General features: G+C 63.6%; 26 protein-coding genes. 17 read left to right on the top strand and 9 right to left on the bottom strand.

What is annotated here, in order from left to right; genetic code table 11:
- Window positions 1–19: 19 nt before the first annotated feature.
- The 5 genes from paaC to paaZ are packed head-to-tail and all read left to right on the top strand — an operon-like array spanning window position 20 to window position 5,256.
- On the top strand, window positions 20–772 hold the full coding sequence (gene paaC, locus CG51_RS15780; protein WP_233141316.1) for a 1,2-phenylacetyl-CoA epoxidase subunit PaaC: 753 nt from the start codon (window positions 20–22) through the stop codon (window positions 770–772).
- Window positions 773–776: 4 nt separating this feature from the next.
- Window positions 777–1,301 (top strand): 1,2-phenylacetyl-CoA epoxidase subunit PaaD, encoded by a 525-nt coding sequence (paaD, locus tag CG51_RS15775; RefSeq protein WP_035746568.1) that lies wholly within the window; start codon window positions 777–779, stop codon window positions 1,299–1,301.
- 18 nt (window positions 1,302–1,319) lie between these two features.
- Window positions 1,320–2,396, top strand: a complete 1,077-nt coding sequence (gene paaE / locus CG51_RS15770; RefSeq protein ID WP_035746567.1) for a 1,2-phenylacetyl-CoA epoxidase subunit PaaE — start codon at window positions 1,320–1,322, stop codon at window positions 2,394–2,396.
- Window positions 2,389–3,135, top strand: a complete 747-nt coding sequence (locus CG51_RS15765) for a Phenylacetic acid catabolic protein (protein ID WP_035746603.1) — start codon at window positions 2,389–2,391, stop codon at window positions 3,133–3,135. Before paaE ends, CG51_RS15765 begins: the two co-directional genes overlap by 8 nt.
- A 45-nt stretch (window positions 3,136–3,180) precedes the next feature.
- On the top strand, window positions 3,181–5,256 hold the full coding sequence (gene paaZ / locus CG51_RS15760; protein WP_035746566.1) for a phenylacetic acid degradation bifunctional protein PaaZ: 2,076 nt from the start codon (window positions 3,181–3,183) through the stop codon (window positions 5,254–5,256).
- A gap of 49 nt (window positions 5,257–5,305) precedes the next feature.
- On the opposite strand, the gene CG51_RS15755 is transcribed toward paaZ, so the two are convergent.
- From CG51_RS15755 to paaG, 4 genes are all read right to left on the bottom strand, one after another.
- A complete protein-coding gene (locus CG51_RS15755; RefSeq protein ID WP_035746565.1) occupies window positions 5,306–5,905 on the bottom strand; it encodes a TetR/AcrR family transcriptional regulator in 600 nt (199 codons plus the stop codon).
- Between the two features lie 66 nt (window positions 5,906–5,971).
- Entirely contained in the window at window positions 5,972–7,282 is a 1,311-nt protein-coding gene (paaK, locus tag CG51_RS15750) for a phenylacetate--CoA ligase PaaK (protein WP_035746564.1), read from the bottom strand.
- Between the two features lie 41 nt (window positions 7,283–7,323).
- Entirely contained in the window at window positions 7,324–7,755 is a 432-nt protein-coding gene (paaI, locus tag CG51_RS15745; protein WP_198947696.1) for a hydroxyphenylacetyl-CoA thioesterase PaaI, read from the bottom strand.
- A gap of 26 nt (window positions 7,756–7,781) precedes the next feature.
- Window positions 7,782–8,570, bottom strand: coding sequence for a 2-(1,2-epoxy-1,2-dihydrophenyl)acetyl-CoA isomerase PaaG (gene paaG, locus CG51_RS15740; RefSeq protein ID WP_035746561.1), 789 nt, complete (start codon window positions 8,568–8,570; stop codon window positions 7,782–7,784).
- Between the two features lie 243 nt (window positions 8,571–8,813).
- Between paaG and CG51_RS15735 the strand changes: the two genes are divergently transcribed.
- From CG51_RS15735 to CG51_RS15715, 5 genes are all read left to right on the top strand, one after another.
- Window positions 8,814–9,968 carry an ABC transporter substrate-binding protein gene (locus tag CG51_RS15735; RefSeq protein WP_035746559.1) on the top strand — a complete coding sequence of 385 codons (1,155 nt, stop codon included), beginning with the start codon at window positions 8,814–8,816 and terminating at the stop codon, window positions 9,966–9,968.
- A gap of 101 nt (window positions 9,969–10,069) precedes the next feature.
- Window positions 10,070–10,942 (top strand): branched-chain amino acid ABC transporter permease, encoded by an 873-nt coding sequence (locus tag CG51_RS15730; RefSeq protein WP_035746557.1) that lies wholly within the window; start codon window positions 10,070–10,072, stop codon window positions 10,940–10,942.
- A gap of 4 nt (window positions 10,943–10,946) precedes the next feature.
- Window positions 10,947–11,903, top strand: a complete 957-nt coding sequence (locus CG51_RS15725; protein ID WP_035746556.1) for a branched-chain amino acid ABC transporter permease — start codon at window positions 10,947–10,949, stop codon at window positions 11,901–11,903.
- Entirely contained in the window at window positions 11,900–12,685 is a 786-nt protein-coding gene (locus CG51_RS15720; RefSeq protein ID WP_035746555.1) for an ABC transporter ATP-binding protein, read from the top strand. Before CG51_RS15725 ends, CG51_RS15720 begins: the two co-directional genes overlap by 4 nt.
- Window positions 12,672–13,373, top strand: a complete 702-nt coding sequence (locus CG51_RS15715) for an ABC transporter ATP-binding protein (protein WP_035746554.1) — start codon at window positions 12,672–12,674, stop codon at window positions 13,371–13,373. The genes CG51_RS15720 and CG51_RS15715 overlap by 14 nt, the downstream gene beginning before the upstream one ends.
- A 5-nt stretch (window positions 13,374–13,378) precedes the next feature.
- Here the strand turns inward: CG51_RS15715 and CG51_RS15710 are convergent, their stop codons facing one another.
- Entirely contained in the window at window positions 13,379–14,425 is a 1,047-nt protein-coding gene (locus tag CG51_RS15710) for a substrate-binding domain-containing protein (protein ID WP_051930717.1), read from the bottom strand.
- Between the two features lie 255 nt (window positions 14,426–14,680).
- Here CG51_RS15710 and CG51_RS15705 point away from each other — a divergent pair, with 255 nt between their 5' ends.
- The 7 genes from CG51_RS15705 to pcaD all read left to right on the top strand — a co-directional run bounded on the left by CG51_RS15705 (window position 14,681) and on the right by pcaD (window position 21,955).
- Window positions 14,681–15,661 carry an ABC transporter substrate-binding protein gene (locus CG51_RS15705; RefSeq protein ID WP_416171668.1) on the top strand — a complete coding sequence of 327 codons (981 nt, stop codon included), beginning with the start codon at window positions 14,681–14,683 and terminating at the stop codon, window positions 15,659–15,661.
- A 133-nt stretch (window positions 15,662–15,794) separates the two neighbouring features.
- Entirely contained in the window at window positions 15,795–16,571 is a 777-nt protein-coding gene (locus tag CG51_RS15700; protein ID WP_233141315.1) for an ATP-binding cassette domain-containing protein, read from the top strand.
- Complete coding sequence (locus tag CG51_RS15695) at window positions 16,568–17,821, top strand: sugar ABC transporter permease (protein WP_035746552.1); 1,254 nt, start codon at window positions 16,568–16,570, stop codon at window positions 17,819–17,821. The genes CG51_RS15700 and CG51_RS15695 overlap by 4 nt, the downstream gene beginning before the upstream one ends.
- Window positions 17,822–17,833: 12 nt before the next feature.
- On the top strand, window positions 17,834–18,562 hold the full coding sequence (locus CG51_RS15690) for an SDR family oxidoreductase (RefSeq protein ID WP_035746550.1): 729 nt from the start codon (window positions 17,834–17,836) through the stop codon (window positions 18,560–18,562).
- 1 nt (window position 18,563) lies between these two features.
- Window positions 18,564–20,174, top strand: a complete 1,611-nt coding sequence (locus tag CG51_RS15685; protein WP_051930715.1) for an FGGY-family carbohydrate kinase — start codon at window positions 18,564–18,566, stop codon at window positions 20,172–20,174.
- Between the two features lie 97 nt (window positions 20,175–20,271).
- Window positions 20,272–21,177 carry a LysR family transcriptional regulator gene (locus CG51_RS15680; RefSeq protein WP_051930713.1) on the top strand — a complete coding sequence of 302 codons (906 nt, stop codon included), beginning with the start codon at window positions 20,272–20,274 and terminating at the stop codon, window positions 21,175–21,177.
- A 1-nt stretch (window position 21,178) separates the two neighbouring features.
- Window positions 21,179–21,955: a 3-oxoadipate enol-lactonase gene (gene pcaD / locus CG51_RS15675; protein ID WP_233141314.1), complete on the top strand. Its 777-nt coding sequence runs from the start codon at window positions 21,179–21,181 to the stop codon at window positions 21,953–21,955.
- Window positions 21,956–21,985: 30 nt separating this feature from the next.
- Here pcaD and CG51_RS15670 read toward each other — a convergent pair whose 3' ends face one another.
- The 4 genes from CG51_RS15670 to CG51_RS15655 form a co-directional block, all read right to left on the bottom strand.
- Window positions 21,986–22,702 carry an SDR family NAD(P)-dependent oxidoreductase gene (locus CG51_RS15670; RefSeq protein WP_035746548.1) on the bottom strand — a complete coding sequence of 239 codons (717 nt, stop codon included), beginning with the start codon at window positions 22,700–22,702 and terminating at the stop codon, window positions 21,986–21,988.
- Window positions 22,699–22,989, bottom strand: coding sequence for a muconolactone Delta-isomerase (catC, locus tag CG51_RS15665; protein ID WP_035746547.1), 291 nt, complete (start codon window positions 22,987–22,989; stop codon window positions 22,699–22,701). Before catC ends, CG51_RS15670 begins: the two co-directional genes overlap by 4 nt.
- Window position 22,990: 1 nt before the next feature.
- Entirely contained in the window at window positions 22,991–23,296 is a 306-nt protein-coding gene (locus CG51_RS15660) for a YciI family protein (protein WP_035746546.1), read from the bottom strand.
- Window positions 23,296–23,476, bottom strand: a 181-nt coding sequence (locus CG51_RS15655) for a TIGR00366 family protein (RefSeq protein ID WP_035746545.1), incomplete at its 5' end; no start/stop codon positions are given. The genes CG51_RS15660 and CG51_RS15655, both read right to left, overlap by 1 nt.

The following is a 23,476-nucleotide window of genomic DNA, read 5'->3' as shown; positions in this document are numbered from 1 at the left end:
AACGGCGAGCAGAGTCACCTTGGCCGAGTGGCTTCAGCGGCTCGGTGACAATGCGCTGATCCTCGGACATAGGGTTTCTGAGTGGTGTGGTCATGCCCCCGCGCTTGAGGAGGATATCGCACTCGCCAACCAGGCACTCGACCTCATCGGTCAGTGCCAGCTCTGGCTGGAATATGCCGGGGAGGTCGAGGGTGAGGGCCGCAGCGCGGACGATCTGGCCTACCTGCGTGACGCGGGCGCCTTTCGCAATCTGCTGCTGGTTGAACGCCCGAATGGCGACTTCGCGCAGACCTTGATGCGGCAATTCCTGTTCGACGCATTCCATCTTGAACTTATGGGCGCTTTGAAGGGCTCGACTGACAGGCGGGTGGCGGAAATCGCGGCCAAGGCGGAGAAGGAGGTGGCTTATCATCTCGAACGTTCCGCCGATCTCATGATCCGTCTGGGGGATGGCAGCGCAGAGAGCCATGACCGTATGCAAAAGGCGCTCGACCTGCTCTATCCCTATACGGGCGAGATGTTTGCGGATGACGATCTCGACCGCGACATTGCCGAAGCGGGCATAGCTCCCCTGCCCTCGAGCCTGAAGGACGCATGGGACCGCAAGGTACAGGATGTGCTGGCCGAGGCCACGCTGACTCTGCCTGCCGATGTCTGGCAGCACGGCGTGAAGGGTCGTGGCGGCAAGCGCGGCCTGCACAGCGAACATCTGGGCTACATTCTCGCCGAGATGCAGTTCCTGCAACGTGCCTATCCCGGCGCGCGCTGGTGATGCGATGGACGGCGCTGCGCATCCCGATCTGGCAGAGGTCTGGCACTGGCTTTCCGAAGTGCCGGACCCGGAGATCCCTGTTATCAGCCTGACCGATCTGGGCATCATCCGCGACGTGGCGTGGGAGGGCGAAACCCTCGTCGTCACCGTCACGCCTACTTATTCCGGCTGTCCCGCCACCGCGATCATCAACCTTGATATCGAGACGGCACTCCAGAGCCGAGGGATAGAGCGGGTGCGACTCGAGCGGCAGTTGTCCCCGCCGTGGACGACGGACTGGCTGACGGAGGAAGGGCGGCAGAAGCTCCGCGACTACGGGATTGCGCCGCCTGTCGATGGTACCGCGGCAGATGGGAGGCTGGCGGGCCGGATCTCCCGGCTGGCGGGCAGCAGCAACCTGACCATTGCATGTCCCCGCTGCGGCTCCGCGCGGACCGAGAAGGTCAGCCAGTTCGGTTCCACGCCCTGCAAGGCGAGCTATCGCTGCCAGGACTGTCTGGAGCCTTTCGATTACTTCAAGTGCATCTAGGATGCCGAGGATACCCAAATGGCACGCTTCCATCCGTTGACCGTCACCGATGTGCGCCGTGAGACCCGCGACGCCGTTGTCGTCACCCTCCGCCCCCGGGAGGAGGACAGGGCCCTGTTCGATTTCACGCAGGGCCAGTATCTTACCTTTCGCCATGATTTCGATGGCGAGGAGCTGCGTCGCAGCTACTCGATCTGCGCGGGCCGCGACGAGGGGTGCCTGAAGGTCGGGATCAAGCGGGTGGATGGCGGTGCGTTCTCCACTTGGGCCAACGAGATGCTGGGTGTCGGGGATCAGATCGAGGCGATGCCGCCCATGGGAAGGTTCTTCACAGAACTGGACCCGCAAGCTTCCCGCCAGTATCTGGGCTTCGCGGGCGGTTCCGGGATCACCCCTCTACTGTCGATCATCAAGACAGTGCTGGCGCGTGAGCCGGGGTCTAAATTCACGCTGGTCTATTCCAATCGCCAGATCAACACGATCATGTTCCGGGAGGAGCTGGAGGATCTGAAGAACCTCTATCTCGGGCGGCTGTCCATCATCCATGTGCTGGAGCAGGAGGGACAGGAGATTGATCTGTTCACGGGCCGGATAGACGCGGAGAAGATGCGCGGGCTGTTCACCCACTGGCTTGACGCGGGTTCAATAGACACCGTCTTCATCTGCGGGCCGGAGCCGATGATGCTGGCCATTGCGGAGAGCCTGCGCGCCCAGGGGCTGCGGGACGACCAGATCAAGTTCGAGCTTTTCGCCAGCGGACAACCGGGTCGAGCCAAGGCCCGTGCGGTCTCACGTGTTGCCGTCCACCCCGGTGCCGGCACACAGGCGACAGTGACACTCGATGGAGCGACCCGGACTTTCGAGATGCCGCGACAGGGGCAGTCGATCCTCGACGCGGCGATCGCGGCCCAGATGGATGCGCCCTATGCCTGCAAGGCGGGTGTGTGCTCCACCTGCCGGTGCAAGGTGCTGGAGGGGGAGGTGGAAATGGCAGTGAACCATGCGTTGGAGGATTATGAGGTCCGCGCGGGCTATGTCCTTTCCTGCCAGGCCACGCCGCTCAGCGATCGCGTCGTGGTGACCTATGATGAATGATGCAATGTCGGTGGAAGAATATCTGGCGCAGGGCGGAGTACTGACGACACCCGACAACGTGCCCGCCCGCTACCGGGGAGAACTTCTGCGCTTGATGTCGTCCTTCGTGGACAGCGAGCTTGCAGCCTCCGCGGGTTTCGCCGCATCGATTAACCACGCGCCCGGCATCAAGGCCCGTATCGCTGCCAGCCGCATCACGTTGGAGAAGGCGGACCATGCGGAGCGCGTGCTGGCGGTTATGGCCAGCTTCGGCGCCAATGCTGACCGCTACGAAACGACCCATGACTGGGCCGCCCGCTTGCCCCGCGATGCGGATCTGGGCCATGCGCGACAGGAAGGCGATATGCGCCTTTCGGTTTTTCACTACCCGATCACCGGGTGGACGGATGCGGTGGTGATGAATGTACTCCAGGGCTTGGCGACGGATGTCCAGATGGGCGAGTTGACCCGCCTTTCCTATGCGCCGCTGGCCGAGGTGTTCCGCGCCATCGCCCCGCGTGAGATGCGGCACCGGGAACTCGGATCGGAGGGCCTTGCGCAGCTCCTGCTTTCCGACCGGGAGGACGTGCGTGTCGCGGTCGATTATTGGTGGCCCCGTGTCGGGGCTGGCTTCGGAGTGGCTGGATCGGATCGGTTCGCGACATTGCAGCCCTTCGGCCTCCGACATGAGACGAATGAGGCGCTTCGTGCCCGCTGGGAGCAGTCCAGCAAGCAACATCTGGCCGATCTAGGCCTGTAATCCTGTGCGGGATCGCCCGCTGTCAGACAAGTTTGAGGAACCCCAATGACCGCAACCGTTCAGCCCTCGCGCCGTCTCGAAAGCTATGTCTGTGGCGAATGGGCGCCGGGTCAGAAGACGGGCGCCACCCTGCTTGATGCAGCAACCGGCGCAGAAGTCGCGACCATCGATTCCTCCGGGATCGACTTTGCCGATGTGCTCGATCACGGGCGCAAGGCGGGCGCACGTCTGCGCGCAATGAGCTTTCATGACCGCGCCCTGATGCTTCGTGCGTTGGGCATGGCGCTGATGGAGCGGAAGGAGGAGTTCTACGCCGAGAGCTTCCGCACCGGCGCGACCCGTGCCGATGGCTGGGTGGATATCGAAGGCGGCATCGGCACGATGCTGACCTATGCCTCGAAAGCGCGCCGCGAACTCCCCAATGCCCGCGTTCTCACCGAGGGCGACGTGGAAGGGCTTTCGCGCGACGGCAGCTTTGTCGCACAGCATATCCTGACCCCGCTTCAGGGCGTCGCGGTGCATATCAACGCCTACAACTTTCCCGTCTGGGGCATGTTGGAAAAGATTGCGCCCAGTCTCGTCGCGGGCATGCCCTGCGTGGTGAAACCGGCAAGCCAGACGGCCTATCTCACGGAGCTTGTGGTGCGCCGCATCGTGGAGACGGGCCTTCTGCCCGAAGGTGCGCTCCAGCTCGTCTGCGGCTCGGTGGGTGATATGCTCGATCATGTGACCGGGCAGGATGTCGTGACCTTCACCGGTTCGGCCGCGACGGGGCAATCGCTTCGTACCCATCCTTCCATCGTGGGCAATTCCACCCGCTTCACCATGGAGGCCGATAGCCTGAACGCCTCTGTTCTCGGGCCGGATGCGATCGCGGGCACGCCGGAGTTCGATCTGTTCGTGAAGGAAGTGGCACGGGAGATGACGTCCAAAGCGGGGCAGAAATGTACCGCAATCCGGCGTGTCATCGCCCCCCGAGGCCAGGTCGAGGCGCTTGTGGACGCGTTGCGGTCGCGGCTCGCGAAGATGCCGCCCGGTCTGCCGGAGGACGAAGCCACCCGCATGGGAGCGCTCGCCAGCCTCGCACAGAGAGAGGAAGTGCGCGCCCGGATCGCGGAGCTTTCCAAGGTCGCGGAAATCGTCGCGGGCGATCCCGACACGGTCACGCTGGCAACGGGCGACGCGGATAAGGGGGCCTTCCTCAACCCTGTCCTGCTGCATGCAGCCCAGCCCTTCAGTGCCGCGGCAGTACATGAGGTCGAGGCGTTCGGCCCGGTCTCCACCGTCATACCATACGACGACCTGGAAGAGGCGATGGCTCTTACCCGCATGGGCAAGGGATCGCTTGTCGCATCCGTCTTTACGGATGACCCCCGCGTCGCAGAGTCAGCGGTTCTGGAAGCTGCCCCGTTCCATGGGCGGATCCTCATCGGGAACCGGGCCTCCGCCAAGACCTCCACCGGCCATGGATCGCCGCTCGCACCGCTGGTGCATGGCGGCCCGGGCCGCGCGGGAGGTGGCGAGGAAATGGGTGGGATGCGCGGCGTGAAGCATTACATGCAGCGCACCGCCGTGCAGGGCGCGCCCCGGCTTCTCTCGGCTGTCACCGGTCGCTGGACGGACGGGGCGCAGGTGCGGAGCGATATCCACCCCTTCCGCAAGTCTCTGGAAGATTTGCAGATCGGCGACCAGCTCATCACCGCTGCACGGCAGGTGACCCAAGAGGATGTGGAGCATTTCGCCGATTTCACCGGCGATACCTTCTACGCCCATATGGATGAGGCCGCCGCCAAGGCGAACCCGTTCTTCGACGGTCGGGTGGCGCATGGTTATCTCATCGCCTCCTTTGCCGCCGGGCTGTTCGTGGAGCCGAATCCCGGGCCTGTCCTTGCCAATTACGGCGTGGATAATCTCCGTTTCCTCACGCCGGTCTATTTTGGCGACACACTTCAGGTCCGGCTGACATGCAAGGAGATCAATCCGCGCGCCAATGCCGACCACGGCGAGGTGCGCTGGGACTGCCGCGTCACCAACCAGAAGGGAGAGGTCGTCGCGCAGTATGACGTGCTGACCATGGTGGCGAAAAGCTGGCCGATCGCGGCTGCGCACGCGGCAGAATGAGAGGATGGGGTCCGGCGACGGACCCGCCCCTTCCTTTTTCTGCAGGCTGTCAGCGGACGGCGCGTATTCCTTCAATGATCAGCGTCGTCGCCACGTCGGCGTAATCCTCGCGGCTGATACGTCCACCCTCGCGGAACCACATGTACATCCAGTTCATCATGCCAAAGAGCGACATTGTGACCGGCGTGAGCAGTGGCCTCTCCCTGTCCTTGAGCTCCGGGTTCAACTGGTCGAGGACGGTGGAGAAGCGGCGGACGATACGACGTTCGATCGTCAGAATTTCCTCTCGTTGCGTTTCGGAGAGGGTGGAGGCAGCGTTGAGCTGCACCTTGTGCTCGTTATCTGCGCCGCGATAGGCTTCCAACACTGAACCGACAAGCTGGCGGAGGCGCTGATCGGGGGAGAGTGCAGGGTCGTCCGCCTCCGCCACAACCCTGTCCAGCTCTGTCAGATGCGTGATGATTATAGCGAAAATCAGCGCATCCTTGCCAGGATAGTAGTGATAGAGAAGCGCCTTGGATACTTGGGCCTGGGCCGCTATCTGAGACATCGAAGCCTTGTCCATGCCTTGTTCGGCAAAGACCTGCGCCGCGCAATCAAGGATCACGCGCCGCTTTTCCTCAAAATCCTGGGCCCGCGTTCGCGCCATGGATCGCCCCTCCTGACATCGCCCTGAGGCGGAGCAGTCCGCCGACCCAGAGCCGGCGGACTGATTTCAGCTTTTCGGCCGGTTGTCGATGACCCGCTTCGCCTTGCCCTCGGAGCGGGAGATACCATCGCAGTCATGCACTTCGATCCGGGTGGACACGCCGACGATCGACTTGATGTGATGCGCAAGCTCCCGCGCGGACTTCGTACGTGCGTCTTCTGCTGCGTGATCCGGCATGCACTCCACATGCACGGTGAGATTGTCCATCCTGCCCGATCGGCTGAGTTCGATCTGAAAATGCGGCGCAAGCCCCCGGCATTTCAGCACCTGCTCCTCGATCTGCGTCGGAAAGACGTTGACCCCGCGCAGGATGATCATGTCATCCGACCGCCCGGTGATCTTCTCGATCCGCCGCATGCTCCGCGCCGTGCCCGGGAGAAGCCGGGTGAGATCCCGGGTGCGATATCGCACCATGGGCAACCCCTCCTTGGTCAGCGTGGTGATGACGAGTTCGCCCATTTCGCCGTCTGGCACCGGCACGCCGGTGACTGGGTCGATGATCTCGGGATAGAAATGGTCTTCCCAGAAATGCAACCCGTCTTTTGTCTCGACACATTCCATGGCGACGCCGGGACCCATGATCTCCGACAGGCCGTAGATGTCCACGGCGTGCATGTCGAAGGCATCCTCGATCTCCCTCCGCATGGCGTTCGTCCACGGTTCCGCGCCGAATATGCCGACAGCGAGGGAGGATTTGCGGGGATCGACACCCTGCCTGCGGAATTCATCCAGGATGGAGAGCATGTAGCTCGGCGTCACCATGATGACGCGCGGCTCGAAGTCGCTGATGAGTGTGACCTGACGTTCGGTCATGCCGCCTGACATGGGAACGACCGTGCAGCCCAGCTTCTCTGCGCCGTAATGCGCGCCGAGACCACCGGTGAACAGGCCGTAACCGTAGGCATTGTGCAGGATGTCGCCCCGCCGCCCGCCACCCGCCCGGATGGACCGCGCGATCAGCCCCGCCCAGACGTCAATGTCGTTCTGCGTGTACCCCACCACGGTGGGCTTGCCGGTCGTGCCGGAGGAGCCGTGTATCCGGGCGAGCTTCTCCCGCGGGACCGCGAACATACCGAAGGGATAGGTATCGCGGAGGTCCTGCTTCACCGTGAACGGGAACTTCGCCAGATCCTTCAGCGAATGCAGATCATCTGGGTGTGCGCCCGCTTCATCGAACCGGCGGCGGTAAAAGGCCGAGTTCGCATAGGCATGCGCCAGCGACCGCTTCATGCGATCGAATTGAAGGGCCTCGATCTCATCCCGCGAGGCGGTTTCGATCGGGTCCAGATCCTCTTTGCGAGGGGTCAGGTCTTCCATGGTGCTCCTCCCTTGGAGTGTCTGAACGCAGCGGAGTCCCGTCAGTCTTCGACGGGCAGGTGTGTGCCTTTCACGCTGCGGGAATGGCCGCGGAACTCGGCAATATGCTCGCCCCGCTGATTGGTGATGCGAATGTCGTAGATGCCCGACCGGCCGCGGCGCGAGACCTCGCGCGCTTCCGCCGTGAGCACATCGCCCACCTGTCCGGGAGCGATATACGTGATGGAACAGTGCTGGGCGACAACGGCCTGATTGTAGCTGTTGCAGGCGAAGGCAAAGGTGCTATCGGCGAGGGCGAACATGAAGCCGCCGTGGCAATTGCCGTGACCGTTCGACATGGCCGGGGTCACCGTCATCGTCATGGTCGCCTCGCCGGGCGCCACGTGGCAGAGTTCCATGCCGAGCCCCCGGCTCGCCGTATCGCCTTGCCACATGGCGGCGGCGGAGGCTTTTGCCACTTCTTCCGGGGTCATCTGACTGACAGGTTTCATGTCAAAGCTCATTTACCGCGGAAGACCGGAGCACGTTTTTCCAGAAAGGCAGTAACGCCTTCGGCATAGTCAGCGCTCCGCCCCGCCTCTCGCTGACAATCGCGCTCAAGGTCAAGCTGCGCATCCAGATCATTGGTCGCAGCAGCCTGAATGAGCCGCTTCGTCAGGCCGAGGCCGAGCGTCGGGCCTGCGGCGAGGCTCTTCGCAAGGGTCGTGGCGGCAGGCATGAGATCTGCATCATCGACGGCCTGCCAGACAAGACCCCAATCGGCCGCAGTCTGCGCCATCAGCGGCTCTGCCGTCAGGGCGAGCGCCTTGGCTCTCGGTTCCCCCAGTATCCGTGCGAGGCTCCAACTTCCCCCCGCGTCGGGGACAAGGCCGATGCGGGAGAAGGCCTGAATGAACTTCGCGGAGCGGGCAGCGATCACAATATCACAGGCCAGCGCAATGTTGGCGCCTGCCCCGGCAGCGACTCCGTTCACCGCGCAGACGACTGGTTTCTCCAGCGCACGGATCAGGCGAAGGGTGGGATTGTACCATGTCTCCAGCGTCGCGCCGAGGTCGGGGGCGGCTTCCGACTTGCGGGGATCCCGGTCGCCCAGATCCTGCCCGGCGCAGAACGCCCTGCCCGCGCCCGTCAGCAGCACCGCCCGAATCGCGGGGTCGTCCGTGGCCCGCTGAAACCCCGCACGGAGCGCTGTGTGCATCTCCTCATTGAAGGAGTTCAGTTTTTCGGGACGATTAAGGGTCAGCGTCAAGACGCCTTCGGCCAGTGCCGAGCCTACTGTCGATGTCATTTTCGTCTCCCGGCCCAATATCTGACGGGCCCTCCAAGAATCATGTTGCATACACCGACCGGTCGGTCAATGATAAAGCAGGGCGAGGGAGACGCCCTGGGGGGACCTGCCATGAGTGACCTGTTCGACAGCGAACGGCCAACACGTGCCTGCGCGCGCGTCCGTTCCGTCGTGCCGAGATCGGGAAAATCGGCCACCCCGCAAATAATCGCCTGACAATATTGTTTCTGGGAGGAGAAACCGATGAATAAGGTAATGACCGCCACCACGCTGGCTGGTCTGGCTCTTGGCGTGGCGGCGCTGCTGCCATCCGGTGCATCCGCAGATATCAAGATCGGCGCCAGCATCTCCGCAACGGGGCCTGCAGCCTTTCTTGGCGACCCTGAGGCCAAGACGCTGAGCATGCTGGTCGAAAAGGCGAATGCGGCGGGAGGGCTGGGCGGCGAGCAGATCACACTAGTGCTCTATGACGACGGCGGCGATCCCAACAAGGCCCGCACCTTTGCGACCCGGCTGATCGAGGATGACGAGGTCGTGGCAATCATCGGTGGGACGAGCACCGGCACCTCCATGTCGATCCTGGCGGTGGCGGAAGATGCGGAGGTGCCGTTCATCTCTCTCGCCGGGGCCATCGACATCATCCAGCCGGTCAAACCCTTCACCTTCAAGACACCGCATACCGATCGCATGGCCTGCCAGAAAATCTTCGAGGATATGAAGAAGCAGGGCTATACGAAGATCGGGATGATCTCCGGCACGGACGGGTTTGGCGCGTCCATGCAGGCCCAGTGCAAGGCGGTCGTCGGCGATTACGGTATCGAAGTCGTGGCAGACGAGACCTACGACCCCCGCGATTCCGACATGACCGCGCAATTGACCAAGATAAAGGGTACGCCCGGCGTGCAGGCCGTTCTGAACCCCGGCTTCGGGCAGGGGCCATCCATCGTCACGCGGAACTACAAGCAGCTGGCAATCGGGCTGCCCTTCTATCAGTCGCATGGCGTCGCCTCGGCGGGCTTCATCGAACTGGCCGGCACGGAAGCCGCCGAAGGGATCCGCTTGCCCGGGACCGCGCTGCTCATCGCCGATCTGCTGGCCGACGGGGATCCGCAGAAGGCGCCGGTCACAAGCTACAAGGCGGCCTATGAGGCGGCGACCGGAACCCCTGTCGGCACATTCGGCGGCTATGCCCATGATGCCTTCCTGATCCTCACCGATGCGATCAGCCGTGCCGGATCGACCGACCCGGGCGACATCCGCGACGCGATCGAGGCGACCTCCGGTCTTGCCGGGACGACCGGGATCTACACGTTCGGACCCGAGGACCATCTCGGCCTCGACCTGTCGGCCTTCCGTATGCTGGAAATCAAGGACGGCAACTGGGTTCCGGTCGACTGACCTGATCGCACCGGCCGAGAGATCCCGGCCCCCGGACGACAGCCAGTGCCCCGCTCCACGGCGGGGCGACCCTCAGGTTACCGCCTACGGGAGCAGCCCAAGTGTCGGAATTCCTACAGTTCATCTTTTCCGGTGTGACGGTCGGCGCGGTTTACGCGCTCGTCGCGCTTGGTTTCACGATCATCTACAACGCTTCCGACGTGGTCAATTTCGCCCAGGGCGAATTCGTCATGCTGGGCGGGATGATCACGTGGTTCGCTCACGCGGCGGGAGTACCTCTGCCGCTTGCCGCCCTGACCGCCATCGTGGTGACAGCGGCGGTGGGCGTGGCGATCAACAAGCTCGCCATCGAACCAGCACGCGGCGCGCCCGTGGTGTCGATCATCATCATCACCATAGGGGTGTCGATCTTCATACAGGGCGGCGCGCAAGTGGTCTTCGACAAGCAGATCCACAGCTTTCCCGCGTTTTCCGGTGACACGCCGCTCCGCATCGGAGGAGCCACGATCCTGCCGCAGAGCCTGTGGGTCATCGGTGGCGCGATCGCGGTCTTCGTCGGGCTGTGGGCATTCTTTAGCCGGACGCTGCTCGGACGCGCGGTGCTCGCCACGTCCAACAACCGGCTGGCAGCCCAATTGGTGGGGATCAACACGACCTTCGTGATGACCCTGTCCTTTGCGCTGTCCGCCGCCATCGGAGCGCTGGCCGGGGTGTTGGCGACGCCGATCACGCTCACGGCCTACGGTGTCGGGATCGGGTTCGCGCTGAAAGGTTTCGCCGCCGCGATGTTGGGCGGCATGGGCAATCCCAAGGGCGCGCTGGTGGGCGGCTTCCTGCTCGGGCTGATAGAGGCGCTTACCGCGGGTTACCTCTCCTCACAGTACAAGGATGCGGTGGCCTTCGTGATGATCCTGCTCGTTCTCTTCGTGCGCCCTCAGGGGCTGTTCGGGCGCAAATCGACAGAACGGGTCTGATGCCATGAGGTTTGATACGAAAACCGCCACGCTGACGGTGCTGATCGCGCTTGTCGCATTGTCGCCGCTGCTGTTTCCCTCCAGCTTCTACTACCGGGTGGGGGCACTGGTGTTTGTGAACGCGATTGCGGTGACGGGCATCGTCATCCTGATCGGCTATGCCGGGCAGATCAGCCTTGGACATGCCGGTTTCGCCGGGATCGGCGCTTATGCCTGTGCGCTGGCCCCGGCACATCTGGGGGTGTCACCCGCGCTTTCCATCGTTCTGGGCGGGGCCGTTTCCGCTGCTCTCGCCTATCTCGTGGGACGCCCGATCCTGCGGCTGAAGGGTTACTATCTGGGGGTCGCCACGCTGGGCTTCGGCATTCTGGTCTCCATGGTGCTGAACAATGAGCGTGCGCTCACCGGCGGACCGGATGGGATGGCAGTGCCGGAGCTCGGCCTTCGGGCTGTGTTGAAGGGCATGGGGCTCGACCTGTCGAATGGCGAGTTCTGGTATTTCTTCTGCGGCATTTGCATGATCCTCGGCGCGTGGCTGGCGCTCAATCTGCGTGACAGCTCGACAGGGCGGGCGTTGCGCGCGCTTCATGGATCGGAGGTCGCGGCGAGCACCGTCGGGATCGACGTCTCGCGGATGAAGCTCAAGGCATTCGTGATTTCCGCGGTCTATGCCTCTGTTTCCGGTTCACTTCTGGCGCTTCAGAACAAGTTCATCACTCCCGATGTCGCAGGTTTCATGCACTCGATAGAGATGGTGACGATGGCGGTCCTTGGCGGCGTCGGCTCGGTTCTAGGCGCGATTTTCGGTACCGCGCTTCTGACGGTGTTGCCGCAGGTGCTGACGGTGTTTGCCGAATATGAGCAGATGGTTCTGGGGCTGATCATGGTTCTGGTGATGATCTTCCTGCCGCAGGGGTTGCTGCCCTCCCTTCTGCGCAAGCTGCGGAGGAACAGGGAATGATACGCAACGGTAATCCGCTTCTCTCCGTGGAGGGGCTGGGCATCGCCTTTGGCGGGCTGAAAGCTGTAAACGACGTGAGCTTCTCTGTCCGCCCCGGAGAAATCGCGTCCGTCATCGGGCCGAACGGGGCGGGAAAGACCACGCTGTTCAACATGATATCGGGCCTTTACCAACCCGGTTCGGGGCGCGTCATATTGGCGGGCGAGGATGTGACCGGCTTCGCCCCCCATCTGCTCGCGCGCCGCGGAATGAGCCGGACCTTCCAGAACCTGCAGATTTTCCAGTCGATGACCGTGCTGGAAAATGCGGTGACCGGCTATCACCTGCGGGAGCGGGGGACAGTGCTCGCGGATATGCTGTCGCTTCCTGCCGCACGTCGCCGCGCGCGGGAGGCGGAGGAAGGCGCGATGGCCCTGCTCGCGCGCGTGGGTCTCGACCGCACGGCGGGGAGAGAGGCGGGCAGCCTGTCGTACGGCTCGCTCAAAAGACTGGAGATCGCCCGCGCGCTGGCATTGGAGCCGAAGATTCTGCTGCTCGACGAACCCGCTGCCGGATGCAATGCCGTGGAGACGGAGGAGATCGACCACCTCATCGCAGCTGTGGCGGCATCGGGAGTCGCCATATTGCTGGTCGAACACGACATGAAGATGGTGATGCGGATCTCCAGCCATATCGTCGTCCTGGACCATGGCGAAAAGATCGCCGAAGGCGACCCCGCCACGGTCAGCCGCAATCCTGCGGTGATCGCCGCTTACCTGGGGGCTGAACATGCTGAAGGTTGACGGGCTGCGCTCCCGCTATGGGCGGATCGAAGTGCTTCATGGCGTGGACCTCCGCGTTGATGAGGGCGAAATCGTGACGGTGGTCGGTGCGAATGGCGCGGGCAAGACGACACTGCTCCAATGTCTTTCGGGTGTTCAACCCGTGACTGCAGGCTCGATCGTCTTCCGCGGGAAGGAGATCACCACTGTGCCCGCATACCGGCGGCCCGCGCTCGGGCTGACGCAGTCGCCGGAAGGGCGGCAAATATTCACCAATCTCACGGTGGAGGAGAACCTGCGGCTCGGTGCCTATCTCTATTCGGACGAGCAGGTGGAAAAGGACATGCAGGATGCATTCGGCATGTTCCCGATCCTGCGCGAGAAGCGCAATCTGGCCGCTGGCGGCCTGTCGGGTGGGCAACAACAGATGCTCGCCATGGCCCGCGCGCTGATGGGACGCCCGGCGTGCCTGCTGCTGGATGAGCCGTCGATGGGGTTGGCTCCGATCATCGTCCAACAGATCTTCGAAGTGGTAAAGGAGCTGAAGGCGAGAGGCGTCACGGTGCTGCTGGTGGAACAGAATGCCTTTGGTGCTCTGAAGATCGCGGACCGGGGCTATGTGATGGAAACGGGCGGCATCACCATCTCGGGTCCAGCAGAGGCGCTGATCGCGGACCCGCGAATACGCGCGGCATATCTCGGGATTTGAGCCAACTAGCCGACGGGTTCCATCAGCACGGGCACGACGATCTGTCCTCTGGGCGGCGGTGCTTTCGCTCGTCCATCGAGCAGGGCGAATAGCGCCGTCAGCATGGCGGGTACGTTCTGGCGCACCATGCCGACGTTGCCCGTCAGCATTGCCGCGAAGGGATCCCAGTCGAAACAGCCGAAAAGGCACGCCTCTGGATCAAGTCGCCGCCTTTTCAGCCACCGCACGACCCCTTCCAGCGCGATGGTGGAGTTGACGAAGATACCATCAGCAAGCGGACCCCCCAACGCGTCGAGAGCGTCCTCCACCTTGTCGGCGGCATAGCCGCAGGGAAGGATATGCGCCTCCTGCAAGGGGATTCCAGCCGCCTCATGCGCGGCGCGAAACCCCCGGATCCGTTCGCGCGTATTGTGGTCGGTCCGCCTGCCCCCCAGAAACATCAACGGCTTTCTGCGCCCGAAGGCCGTCTCCGTGCGCGTCAGGATGAGGTGTGACAGATCGCGCGCACCGCCGAAATTGTCCGAAACCACCGAGGGCGCCATCCGTCCCGGCAGATCGAGGTTGAGCGTCCGCACCCCGGAGGCCGCGCAGAGCTCGGCGATCCGGTCGGGATCGGTGGCCCCGGTCGCGACGAGACAATCCACCTGATAGGACAACAATTCCCGCGCGGCCTCCAGCTCCAGCTTCGGGTTGCGCTGGGTGCAGGTGATGACGGGAAACAACCCCCGCTCCCGCGCGCCGGCCTCGAATTGCTCGGCAATGGCACCAAAATACCGGTTGTCGTATTTCGGGACGATCATGCCCACGATACCCGAGCGGGCGGACCGCAGCGCGCTGGCCTGCCGGTTCACCGCATAGCCCTGCTCTTCTGCCACCCGGTTGATCCGGTCCGCCAGTCCCGCGCTGATCCGCCGCTTCTTCCAGCTGCCGTTCAGCACGGCGCTCACCGCGCTTGGGGAGGTGCCCGCGAGAGCGGCGAGGTCATAGATCGTGGTCCGTTTTCGCTGGACCGCTTCTTTCCCGGTAAGGCTGTCGCCCTCCGCTCCCTTCATCGTCGGTCTCCCTCATGCGCGCTGGATGCTCTTGACATGCTGCAGGATGTCTCTCAATCATGCTATACCGATTGAGCGGATTTGCACAATCGGTGTAGCTGATAGCATCGGGCAAGCGGACGCGACCCCGCACAGCTACGACATCTCGCTGGGAGGAAAGAGATGACATCCACACATTTTTCGGGCGCGTTCGCTTCGCGTCTTTCGGCCCGCGTCGCCACGAGCCTTGCAGCTGCCGCACTTGGCACGGCTGCCATGGCGCAAGACAATGCAACCGTGGCCTTTCTGATGCCGGATCAGGCCTCGACCCGCTACGAGCAACACGACTTCCCCGGCTTCAAGGCGGCGATGGCGAAGCTCTGTGCGGGTTGCACGGTGATCTACCAGAACGCCAACGGCAACGCGGCATTGCAGCAGCAACAATTCAACTCGGTCATCACGCAAGGCGCCAAAGTCATCGTGCTCGATCCGGTAGACAGCGCCGCCGCCGCTGCGTTGGTGGAGATTGCACAGTCCCAGGACGTCAAGGTCATCGCATATGATCGCCCGATCCCGGACAAGCCTGCCGACTATTATGTCTCCTTCGACAACAAGGCGATCGGTCAGGCAATCGCGCAGTCGCTCGTGGAACATATGAAAGCGGCGGGAGTGCCGGCAGGTGCCGGGGTGCTTCAGATCAACGGATCCCCCACCGACGCGGCTGCGGGTCTGATCCGCGACGGTATTCATGCGGCATTGCAGGCGTCGGACTACAAGACGCTTTCGGAATTCGATACGCCCGAATGGGCACCTCCCAAGGCGCAGGAATGGGCCGCAGGCCAGATCACCCGCTTCGGCGCCGACATCAAGGGTGTCGTGGCAGCGAATGACGGCACAGCGGGGGGCGCCATTGCTGCCTTCAAGGCTGCCGGGGTTAATCCGGTGCCGCCCGTCACCGGAAATGACGCGACGATCGCGGCATTGCAGCTCATCATCGCCGGGGATCAGTACAATACCATCTCCAAACCGTCGGAGGTCGTCGCGGCGTCCGCAGCGGAAGTTGTTGCCGCTTTTCTGAAAGGTGAGACGCCGGACGCGAAGGCCACCCTTTATGATACGCCCTCGCAGCTTTTCGTTCCGGCAGTGGTAACGGCAGAGAACATCAAGGCAGAGATCTTCGACAAGGGTATCCAGAAGGCGTCAGAGGTCTGCACTGGCGAATATGCCGCCGCCTGCGCGAAGCTCGGCATCCAGTGATGGCGCGCCTCCTTCCCGCTGTGTTGGGATGGGGGCCGATTACAGGAAAGGGTGACCCGACATGACAGCGGAGAAAGATACTGACGGCGCTGCAGCCGTACCGCAGGCCATCAGGAGTGTTCCCGGAGACATGATGGCCGACACGCCCATCCTTCGGCTCAAGGGGATTTCCAAACAATTCGGCGCGGTCTCTGCGATCAGCGACATTTCGCTCGACGTGCGGGCGGGAGAGGTGGTGGCGCTGGTCGGTGACAACGGCGCGGGAAAATCGACGTTGGTGAAGGTGCTGGCCGGCGTCCATCAACCCAGTTCGGGCACCATAGAATTCATGGGCAAGCCGGTCACGCTCGACAGCCCGCGCAAGGCGCTGGAGATGGGCATCGCCACCGTGTTTCAGGATCTCGCGCTGTGCGAGAACCTCGATGTGGTGGCGAACCTTTTCCTCGGGCAGGAGCTGTCCCCCCTCCGGCTCGATGAGGTGGCCATGGAGGTGCGGGCGTGGACGCTGCTGAGCGAACTGGCCGCGCGGATCCCTTCGGTCAGGGAACCCATCGCCTCGCTTTCCGGCGGGCAGCGGCAGACGGTGGCCATTGCACGCTCGCTCCTGCTCAATCCCCGCATCATCATGCTCGATGAACCAACTGCCGCGCTTGGCGTTGCGCAGACGGCCGAGGTGCTGAACCTGATAGAACGGGTGCGGGACCGGGGCCTTGGCGTCATCATCATCAGCCATAACATGGAAGACGTGCGCGCCGTGGCCGATCGCATTGCCGTACTCAGGCTCGGCCGGAACAGCGGCACCTTCGATGCCGATGTACCACATGCGGAACTGATCGCCGCGATCACCGGCGCGACGGAGAATGCCGTCTCTCGCCGGCGCGCTCGCAAGGAGCAGGAACTTCAGCAATGACCCTTTCCGACCGCAAGGCCGATGCCGCACGTCTTGACCGCTCCGACAGTCGTCTGCGCAGTGATGAGGGACTGGGTGGCGCATTCACCGGCTTCATCGACCGGGTACGCTCCGGTGATCTCGGCATGCTGCCGGTCATTGTCGGTCTGATCGTGATCTCGGTCGTGTTCAGTGTGCTGAACCCGGTATTTCTCGCCCCCAACAACCTCGTGAACCTGCTCTTCGACTGTGCGACGGTTGGATTCATTTCGCTCGGTATCGTGGCGGTCCTGATGCTGGGTCAGATCGATCTGTCAGTGGGATCAATGAGCGGGCTGGCCTCCGCCATCGTCGGCGTGCTCTGGGTGAATATGGGTGTCGCTCTGCCGCTCGCCATTCTGGCGGCGCTGGTCTTCGGCGCGTTGGTGGGTCTGGTTTACGGGGTGTTGCTCAACCGGTTCGGGATGCCGAGCTTCGTCTCCACCCTTTCCGGGTTGCTGGCGCTGCTGGGGTTGCAGCTCTATATTCTGGGCCCGAGCGGGTCGATCAACCTGCCTTACGCGTCACCGTTGGTGCGCTTCGGCCAGATCCTTGTGATGCCGGACTGGCTTTCCTACATTCTGGCTGCGCTTCCGGGTGCGGCCATGCTTCTGCTTGGCCTCAGGACGATGCAGCGGCGCGCGGCGGCCAATCTCTCCTATCCCGGACTCAGCGTGCTGATCCTCAAGGCTGCGGTGCTGACGCTCGGGATCGAATTCGCAGTGTGGTATCTCAATCAGGGACGCGGCATCCCGTACATGTTCGTGCTGTTCGTCGCTCTCGTCGTGGTGATGGATTATGCGCTCACCCGAACGAAATGGGGACGGTCGATGTTCGCGACCGGGGGCAATGCGGAGGCCGCGCGGCGGGCGGGTATCGATGTGCGGCGGATCACCATTTCCGCCTTCGTGCTCTGCTCCACGCTGGCGGCGCTCGGGGGTGTGCTGTCCGCCGCGCGGCTTGCTTCGGCAAGCCAGCAGGCGGGGACGGGCGACGTCAACCTGAACGCCATCGCGGCGGCAGTGATCGGTGGCACGTCGCTCTTCGGCGGAAGGGGGAGCGCCTATTCGGCGCTTCTGGGGATCATTGTCATTCAGGCCATCTCCAACGGCCTGACGCTTCTCAACCTCAGCTCTTCGCTCCGTTACATGATCACGGGCGGGGTGCTGGCCATCGCGGTTATCGTGGACAGTCTCGCGCGGCAGTCGCGCGTCAGCCACGGCCGCGCATAAAGGGACGAAAACATGGCGGAAGCGCTCAGCGGCAAGGTTGCCGCAATCACCGGCGCGGCCTCTGGCATCGGGCTGGAATGCGCCCGGACGCTGGTGGCCGAAGGAGCGACCGTGGTGCTGATCGACCGGGCGGAGGAGCGGCTGAAGACGCTGTGCGCCGAGATCGGGCCGGCAGCACTGCCGCTTACCGTCGATCTGCTGGACGGGGCGCAGGTTTCGGGCATCCTCCCGCGCATCCTCGACCTCGCGGGGTCGCTCGACATCTTTCACGCCAATGCTGGGGCCTATATCGGCGGTCCGGTGGCCGAAGGTGACCCGGATGCGTGGGACCGGATGCTGAACCTCAACGTCAACGCCGCCTTCCGGTCTGTCCACGCGGTTCTGCCGTATATGATCGAGCGGAAGACCGGTGACATCCTTTTCACGTCTTCCGTCGCCGGCGTTGTGCCGGTGGTGTGGGAGCCGATCTACACCGCATCCAAATTCGCCGTTCAGGCGTTCGTTCACACGACCCGCCGTCAGGTTGCTCCCCACGGGGTCCGCGTGGGTGCCGTTCTGCCCGGCCCGGTCGTCACCGCTCTGCTGGATGACTGGCCGAAGGCGAAGATGGAAGAGGCGCTGGCCAACGGTTCCCTCATGCAGCCCAGGGAGGTGGCGGAGGCGGTGGTCTTCATGCTCACACGCCCGCGGGGTGTGGTGGTGCGCGATCTCATCATTCTGCCCAACAGCGTGGATCTCTGAGATGCAGGCGGTTCTGGGCATCGATGTCGGCACGGGCAGCGCGCGGGCCGGGCTTTTCGATCTTTCCGGGCGGCCAATAGCTTCGGCGAGCCACCCCATACAGCTATGGCGGGAGCCGGGCGGTATCGTTGAGCAGTCGAGCGCCGATATCTGGTCTGCTGTGTGCCATGCGGTGCGGGAGGCGATGACACGGGCGGCTCTTGGGCCGGAGGATGTACTGGGCGTCGGGTTCGACGCCACATGCTCGCTCGTCGTTCTGGGCGAAGGCGGCGCTTCCCTGCCCGTCGGCCCCTCCGAAGACCCCGCCCGCGACATCATCGTGTGGATGGATCATCGCGCCGTCGGACAGGCCGAGCGCATCAACGCCGAAGGCCATCCGGTGCTTGCCTACGTGGGCGGTCGCATCTCGCCGGAGATGGAAACGCCGAAGCTCCTGTGGCTGCGGGAGAACCGGCCGGAGGTGTTCGACGCCGCATGGGGGTTCTTCGATCTGGCCGACTTTCTCACATGGCGCGCGACGGGGGATATCGCCCGCTCGACCTGCACGGTGACGTGCAAGTGGACCTATCTCGCGCATGAAAGCCGCTGGGACGCGAGCTATTTCCGCCAGATCGGATTGGGCCGACTGGCCGATGAGCAGTTTGCCCGCATCGGCACGCGGATCGTCGAACCGGGCTCGCCGCTCGGCGACGGGCTGACGGAAAGGGCTGCGTCGGAACTCGGCCTTCTTCCCGGTACGCCGGTGGGCGCGGGCCTGATCGATGCGCATGCGGGGGGCATAGGCACCGTCGGGGCGGAGGGCGATCCCGTGGCTAATCTCGCCTATGTGTTCGGCACCTCCTCCTGCACCATGACGACCACGCCGGAACCCGTTTTCGTCCCCGGTGTATGGGGCCCGTACTTCTCTGCGATGGTCCCCGGCATGTGGCTGAACGAAGGCGGCCAATCCGCCGCGGGCGCTGCAATCGAGCAGCTCATCGCCTCCCACCCCGCCACGCAGGAAGCGGCCGAGATGGCGCGGGCGGAGGGAGAAAGCCTTCCGACGTTCCTTGCCGCGAGGGCTACGCGCCGGGCAGCTTCCCTTCCGGAGGCCGTGCTGCTGGCGGACGGGCTTCATGTGGTGCCGGAGTTCCTCGGAAACCGCGCGCCCTTCGCCGATCCGCATGCCCGCGCCGTCATTGCCGGTCTGGGTATGGAGCGAGATATCGACAACCTCGCTGCGCTCTATGTCGCGGGTCTTTGCGGTATCGGCTACGGATTACGGCAGATCGTCGAGACGCAGGAGCAGGCCGGCGCGCATGTGGAGCGGATCATGATCTCGGGCGGAGCCGGTCAACTGCCGCTCGTCCGCCAACTCCTTGCAGATACGACGGGCCTGCCGGTGCTTTCGGCGAAATCTGACGAACCGGTGCTACTCGGCTCCGCCATTCTGGGTGCCATGGCCGGCGGTCTCGTCACCGACATGCGGGACGGCATGTCGCGGCTTTCCTCAACAGGAGAGACGGTCTGGCCAGCCGGCGGCGATATCGCGGCGCTTCACTCCCGGCGATACGATGCTTTTCTGGCGCTTCAGGATGTGGCTCGCAGTCTCCGGTCGATCACGCAGGGATAAGGGCCGCATCACGTTTGCCATACCTCATGGCGAGAAGCCGTTGCCCTTCCGGCGGATTTTGTTATCTGTCTTTCTGATAACAGCGGCTGAATGATACGTGCTCACGCTCAAACACTACGAACTTCTCGTCGTTCTGGCAGAGGAATTGCACTTTGGTCATGCGGCAGTGCGGTTGAACATCTCGCAGCCGCAACTCACGCTGCAACTGCAGCAGATGGAAGAGGTCGTCGGCGCCGTGCTGTTCGATCGGAACCGCCGGCGGGTGCGTATCGCACCGGCGGGGGCGCTGATCCTGCCCGAAGCTCGTGCCGTTCTGCGACAGGCCCGGCGGGCAGAAGACATCGCGCTTCGCGCCGGGCGCGGCATGATGGGGGAACTGGCGCTTGGCTATATCGGCGCGGCGGCCTTCAACGGTGTGCTGACGCAGCTTGTCCGTGGTTACCGCGCGCGGGCGCCCGAAACGGTGCTGACGCTGCGCCTCATGGACCTCGACCAGCAGATACCGGAGATCGCCGCGGGAAATCTGGACGCGGGGATCGTGCGGTTGCCCTACCCCGACATGCCGGAAAATGTGGCAAGTAGGACGCTCTGCGAGGAGAGCCTGTGGATTGCCCTGCCCTCCGACCATCCCCTTGCCGGAGAAAAGCGCGTCGCGCTGTCCGAGTTGTCGCGCGACCCTTTCGTTGCCACGCATCTTCCGCCGCAGACAGGTTTTTCGGCGGCGATGCACACGGCTTGCGCTGTCGCGGGCATCACGCCGAACATCGTGCAGCGCTCGCCGCAGTTTGCCTCCATCGTAAGCCTCGTCGCGGCGGGGCTCGGCGTGGCCATCGTGCCCGAAGCCATCCGCAACATCCAAATGAGCGGGGTCGTTTACCGCCCGCTGGTGGAGACCGGCGTTACTGCCAACATCTCACTCGTCTATCGTGCGGACAGCGAAAGCCGCCCGCTGCACCTGCTCCTGTCCTGTCTGGACGGGAGCGATCCCGTTGAAGGAGACTGATTTGCGCCAAGAGATCTTCACTGCTGTCGATGGTATCCACCACGGCTGGCGAGCCCCGCAGGACGGCGCGCCGACTGTCATCTTTGCGAATTCACTTGGCACCGATCTGCGCGTCTGGGACAGGGTCGTGGCCCTGCTTCCCGAAAGCTGGGGTCTGTTGCGACAGGACAAGCGCGGCCATGGGCTGAGCGTGGCGCGCCCCGTGCTGACCATCGAGACGATGGCGGATGATACGGAAGCGTTGCTCGACCACTATGGCATCCGGCGCTTCGCAGGCGTCGGTCTGTCGGTCGGAGGGCTGATCATGCAGCGGCTCGCCCTCCGGAGGGCGGAGGGCATGAGCCATCTCGTCCTGTCGGATACCGCGGCGAAAATCGGCTCACCGGAGGTCTGGAATCCCCGGATCGAAGCAGTGCGGACCAATGGCATCGCCTCCATCAGCGCCGCGATCCTGCAACGCTGGTTCGCTCCCGGCTATGAGACGACCGAGGATTTCGCCATGTGGCGGACCATGCTGGAGCGGACGCCAGCCGAAGGCTATGCGCAGGTCTGCGAGGCGATACGGGATGCCGACCACACCGCGGATCTCGCGCATATCGCCCAGCCCACGCTGGTGATCGCCGGGGCGGATGACGCCTCCACGCCGCCTGCGCTGGTCAAGGCGACGGCAGCGGGGATCCGGAACGCGACCTATGTGGAAATCGCTGGCGCGGGACATCTGCCCTGCGTCGAGCAGCCCGCCGAAGTCGCCGCGCTGCTGAAGAAGCACCTGGCCTGAGGAAAAGGGGCCCTCGCGGCCCCTTTCACCTTAGCCGACGGTCACGCCGCCACAGACGAACAGGGTCTGCCCGGTGACGAACCCCGCTTCTGGCGCACAGAAGAAAGAGACGGCGTTTGCCACATCCTCCCCAGTGCCGATACGGCGGACCGGGATATGATTGATGATCTCCTTCGTTCGCGGCGCGTCGGGGGGATTGTTCCGCCAGAAGGCTTCGGTGCCGATCGGACCCGGAGCGACGCAGTTGACCGTGATGCCATGCGGGCCGAGCTCCAGCGCCCATGTACGCGCCATGGACTGTGCCGCCCCTTTGGTCGCGGAGTAGAGTGTGCGAAGCTCCTTGCCCAGCGTCACACGGCTTGTGTTCATCACGATGCGCCCGCCGCCTGCCGCTTTCATCCCCGGAAGGAACGCCTGCGCGCAGACGATGGAGGGGCGCAGGTTGATGTTCATCAGGCGCCCCACATCCTCCGCCCGCACGGCTTCCAACGGGGCGGGCATGACCACCCCCACGTTGTTGACAAGGCAGGTGACGGAGAAGCGGTTCGCGATATCTTCAGCCGCCGAACGGGCCGCGTCCAGATCGGAAAGGTCCACCCGAACAAAGGCATCGACCGTCGCCTCGGGTTCCGTGATATCGAGGACGACGGTCTGAAAACCGCCGCGCTTCAGCCTTGCGGTGATTGCCGCGCCGATGCCCCCGCTTCCTCCGGTTATGACGGCGGCACGGCGTTCGAACGCCGTCATAGATCGCCCTCGCGAACGGAGGAGGGATGCCGGCAGAGCGGAGTTACGGAGATATCCATGTAGGGATAGAGCGGTAACGCCGTTAGCACCTCGTGCAGATGGGCATTGTCGCGGCAATCGAGGATGCTGACATTCGCATAGCTTCCGGCGACGCGCCAGATATGCCGCCAGATGCCCTGCCGCTGCAGATCCTGCGAATAGGACTTCTCTCTCGCCTTGATGTCAGCCACGGTGTCCTCCTCCATATTCTGGGGAATGTTTACCGTCATTTCGACCTGATAGAGCATGTCAGCCCTCCTGCAATGTGTTCCGTCCGTCGAGATAGGCCTTGCGCCAGCGCGTGACGAAGACGCTCTCGAACAGCCCGCCCCGAAAGAAGGGATCGGCGGCGATGAAGGCTTCTGCGGCGTCGCGGCTTTCCACATCCAGCAGATAGACACCGCCGCTCGCGGCCTCTCCCACGTCATCGAGCTTGGCTCCGCAGGCAAGGAGGAGGGCCTTGTTCTCCTCCAGATAGGCGAGGTGTTCCGGCCGGAGGCGAAGGCGCAGATCCCCCGCGCCCGGCCTGTCGTAGGTTTCTACCATCCACGGCATCAGGCAGCGGCCCCGATGACACCCCAGATGCCGCAAGTGACGCCGAAGATCACACCAAGATAGAAAAGGATCAGCACCATGTAGCCCATGATATCCTTGAGCTTCAGCCCGGAAATCGCCAGCGCGGGAAGAAGCCAGAAAGGTTGTACCAGGTCGTGTCTCGGAAGTGGTAGAAATTGT

Origin of the sequence: Haematobacter missouriensis (assembly GCF_000740775.1) — a bacterium.
Lineage (GTDB): Bacteria > Pseudomonadota > Alphaproteobacteria > Rhodobacterales > Rhodobacteraceae > Haematobacter > Haematobacter missouriensis.
The sequence above is the reverse complement of the archived record's forward strand: the minus strand, read 5'-3'. Positions and strand labels throughout refer to the sequence as shown.

Excerpts from the sequence above, each read along its gene's own strand:
- paaD (WP_035746568.1), top strand. The coding sequence starts at position 777 with ATGGACGGCGCTGCGCATCCCGATCTGGCAGAGGTCTGGCACTGGCTT.
- paaE (WP_035746567.1), top strand. The coding sequence starts at position 1,320 with ATGGCACGCTTCCATCCGTTGACCGTCACCGATGTGCGCCGTGAGACC.
- CG51_RS15765 (WP_035746603.1), top strand. The coding sequence starts at position 2,389 with ATGAATGATGCAATGTCGGTGGAAGAATATCTGGCGCAGGGCGGAGTA.
- paaZ (WP_035746566.1), top strand. The coding sequence starts at position 3,181 with ATGACCGCAACCGTTCAGCCCTCGCGCCGTCTCGAAAGCTATGTCTGT.
- CG51_RS15755 (WP_035746565.1), bottom strand. The coding sequence starts at position 5,905 with ATGGCGCGAACGCGGGCCCAGGATTTTGAGGAAAAGCGGCGCGTGATC.
- paaK (WP_035746564.1), bottom strand. The coding sequence starts at position 7,282 with ATGGAAGACCTGACCCCTCGCAAAGAGGATCTGGACCCGATCGAAACC.
- paaI (WP_198947696.1), bottom strand. The coding sequence starts at position 7,755 with ATGACCCCGGAAGAAGTGGCAAAAGCCTCCGCCGCCGCCATGTGGCAA.
- paaG (WP_035746561.1), bottom strand. The coding sequence starts at position 8,570 with ATGACATCGACAGTAGGCTCGGCACTGGCCGAAGGCGTCTTGACGCTG.
- CG51_RS15735 (WP_035746559.1), top strand. The coding sequence starts at position 8,814 with ATGAATAAGGTAATGACCGCCACCACGCTGGCTGGTCTGGCTCTTGGC.
- CG51_RS15725 (WP_035746556.1), top strand. The coding sequence starts at position 10,947 with ATGAGGTTTGATACGAAAACCGCCACGCTGACGGTGCTGATCGCGCTT.
- CG51_RS15720 (WP_035746555.1), top strand. The coding sequence starts at position 11,900 with ATGATACGCAACGGTAATCCGCTTCTCTCCGTGGAGGGGCTGGGCATC.
- CG51_RS15715 (WP_035746554.1), top strand. The coding sequence starts at position 12,672 with ATGCTGAAGGTTGACGGGCTGCGCTCCCGCTATGGGCGGATCGAAGTG.
- CG51_RS15710 (WP_051930717.1), bottom strand. The coding sequence starts at position 14,425 with ATGAAGGGAGCGGAGGGCGACAGCCTTACCGGGAAAGAAGCGGTCCAG.
- CG51_RS15705 (WP_416171668.1), top strand. The coding sequence starts at position 14,681 with ATGGCGCAAGACAATGCAACCGTGGCCTTTCTGATGCCGGATCAGGCC.
- CG51_RS15700 (WP_233141315.1), top strand. The coding sequence starts at position 15,795 with ATGGCCGACACGCCCATCCTTCGGCTCAAGGGGATTTCCAAACAATTC.
- CG51_RS15695 (WP_035746552.1), top strand. The coding sequence starts at position 16,568 with ATGACCCTTTCCGACCGCAAGGCCGATGCCGCACGTCTTGACCGCTCC.
- CG51_RS15690 (WP_035746550.1), top strand. The coding sequence starts at position 17,834 with ATGGCGGAAGCGCTCAGCGGCAAGGTTGCCGCAATCACCGGCGCGGCC.
- CG51_RS15685 (WP_051930715.1), top strand. The coding sequence starts at position 18,564 with ATGCAGGCGGTTCTGGGCATCGATGTCGGCACGGGCAGCGCGCGGGCC.
- CG51_RS15670 (WP_035746548.1), bottom strand. The coding sequence starts at position 22,702 with ATGACGGCGTTCGAACGCCGTGCCGCCGTCATAACCGGAGGAAGCGGG.
- catC (WP_035746547.1), bottom strand. The coding sequence starts at position 22,989 with ATGCTCTATCAGGTCGAAATGACGGTAAACATTCCCCAGAATATGGAG.
- CG51_RS15660 (WP_035746546.1), bottom strand. The coding sequence starts at position 23,296 with ATGCCGTGGATGGTAGAAACCTACGACAGGCCGGGCGCGGGGGATCTG.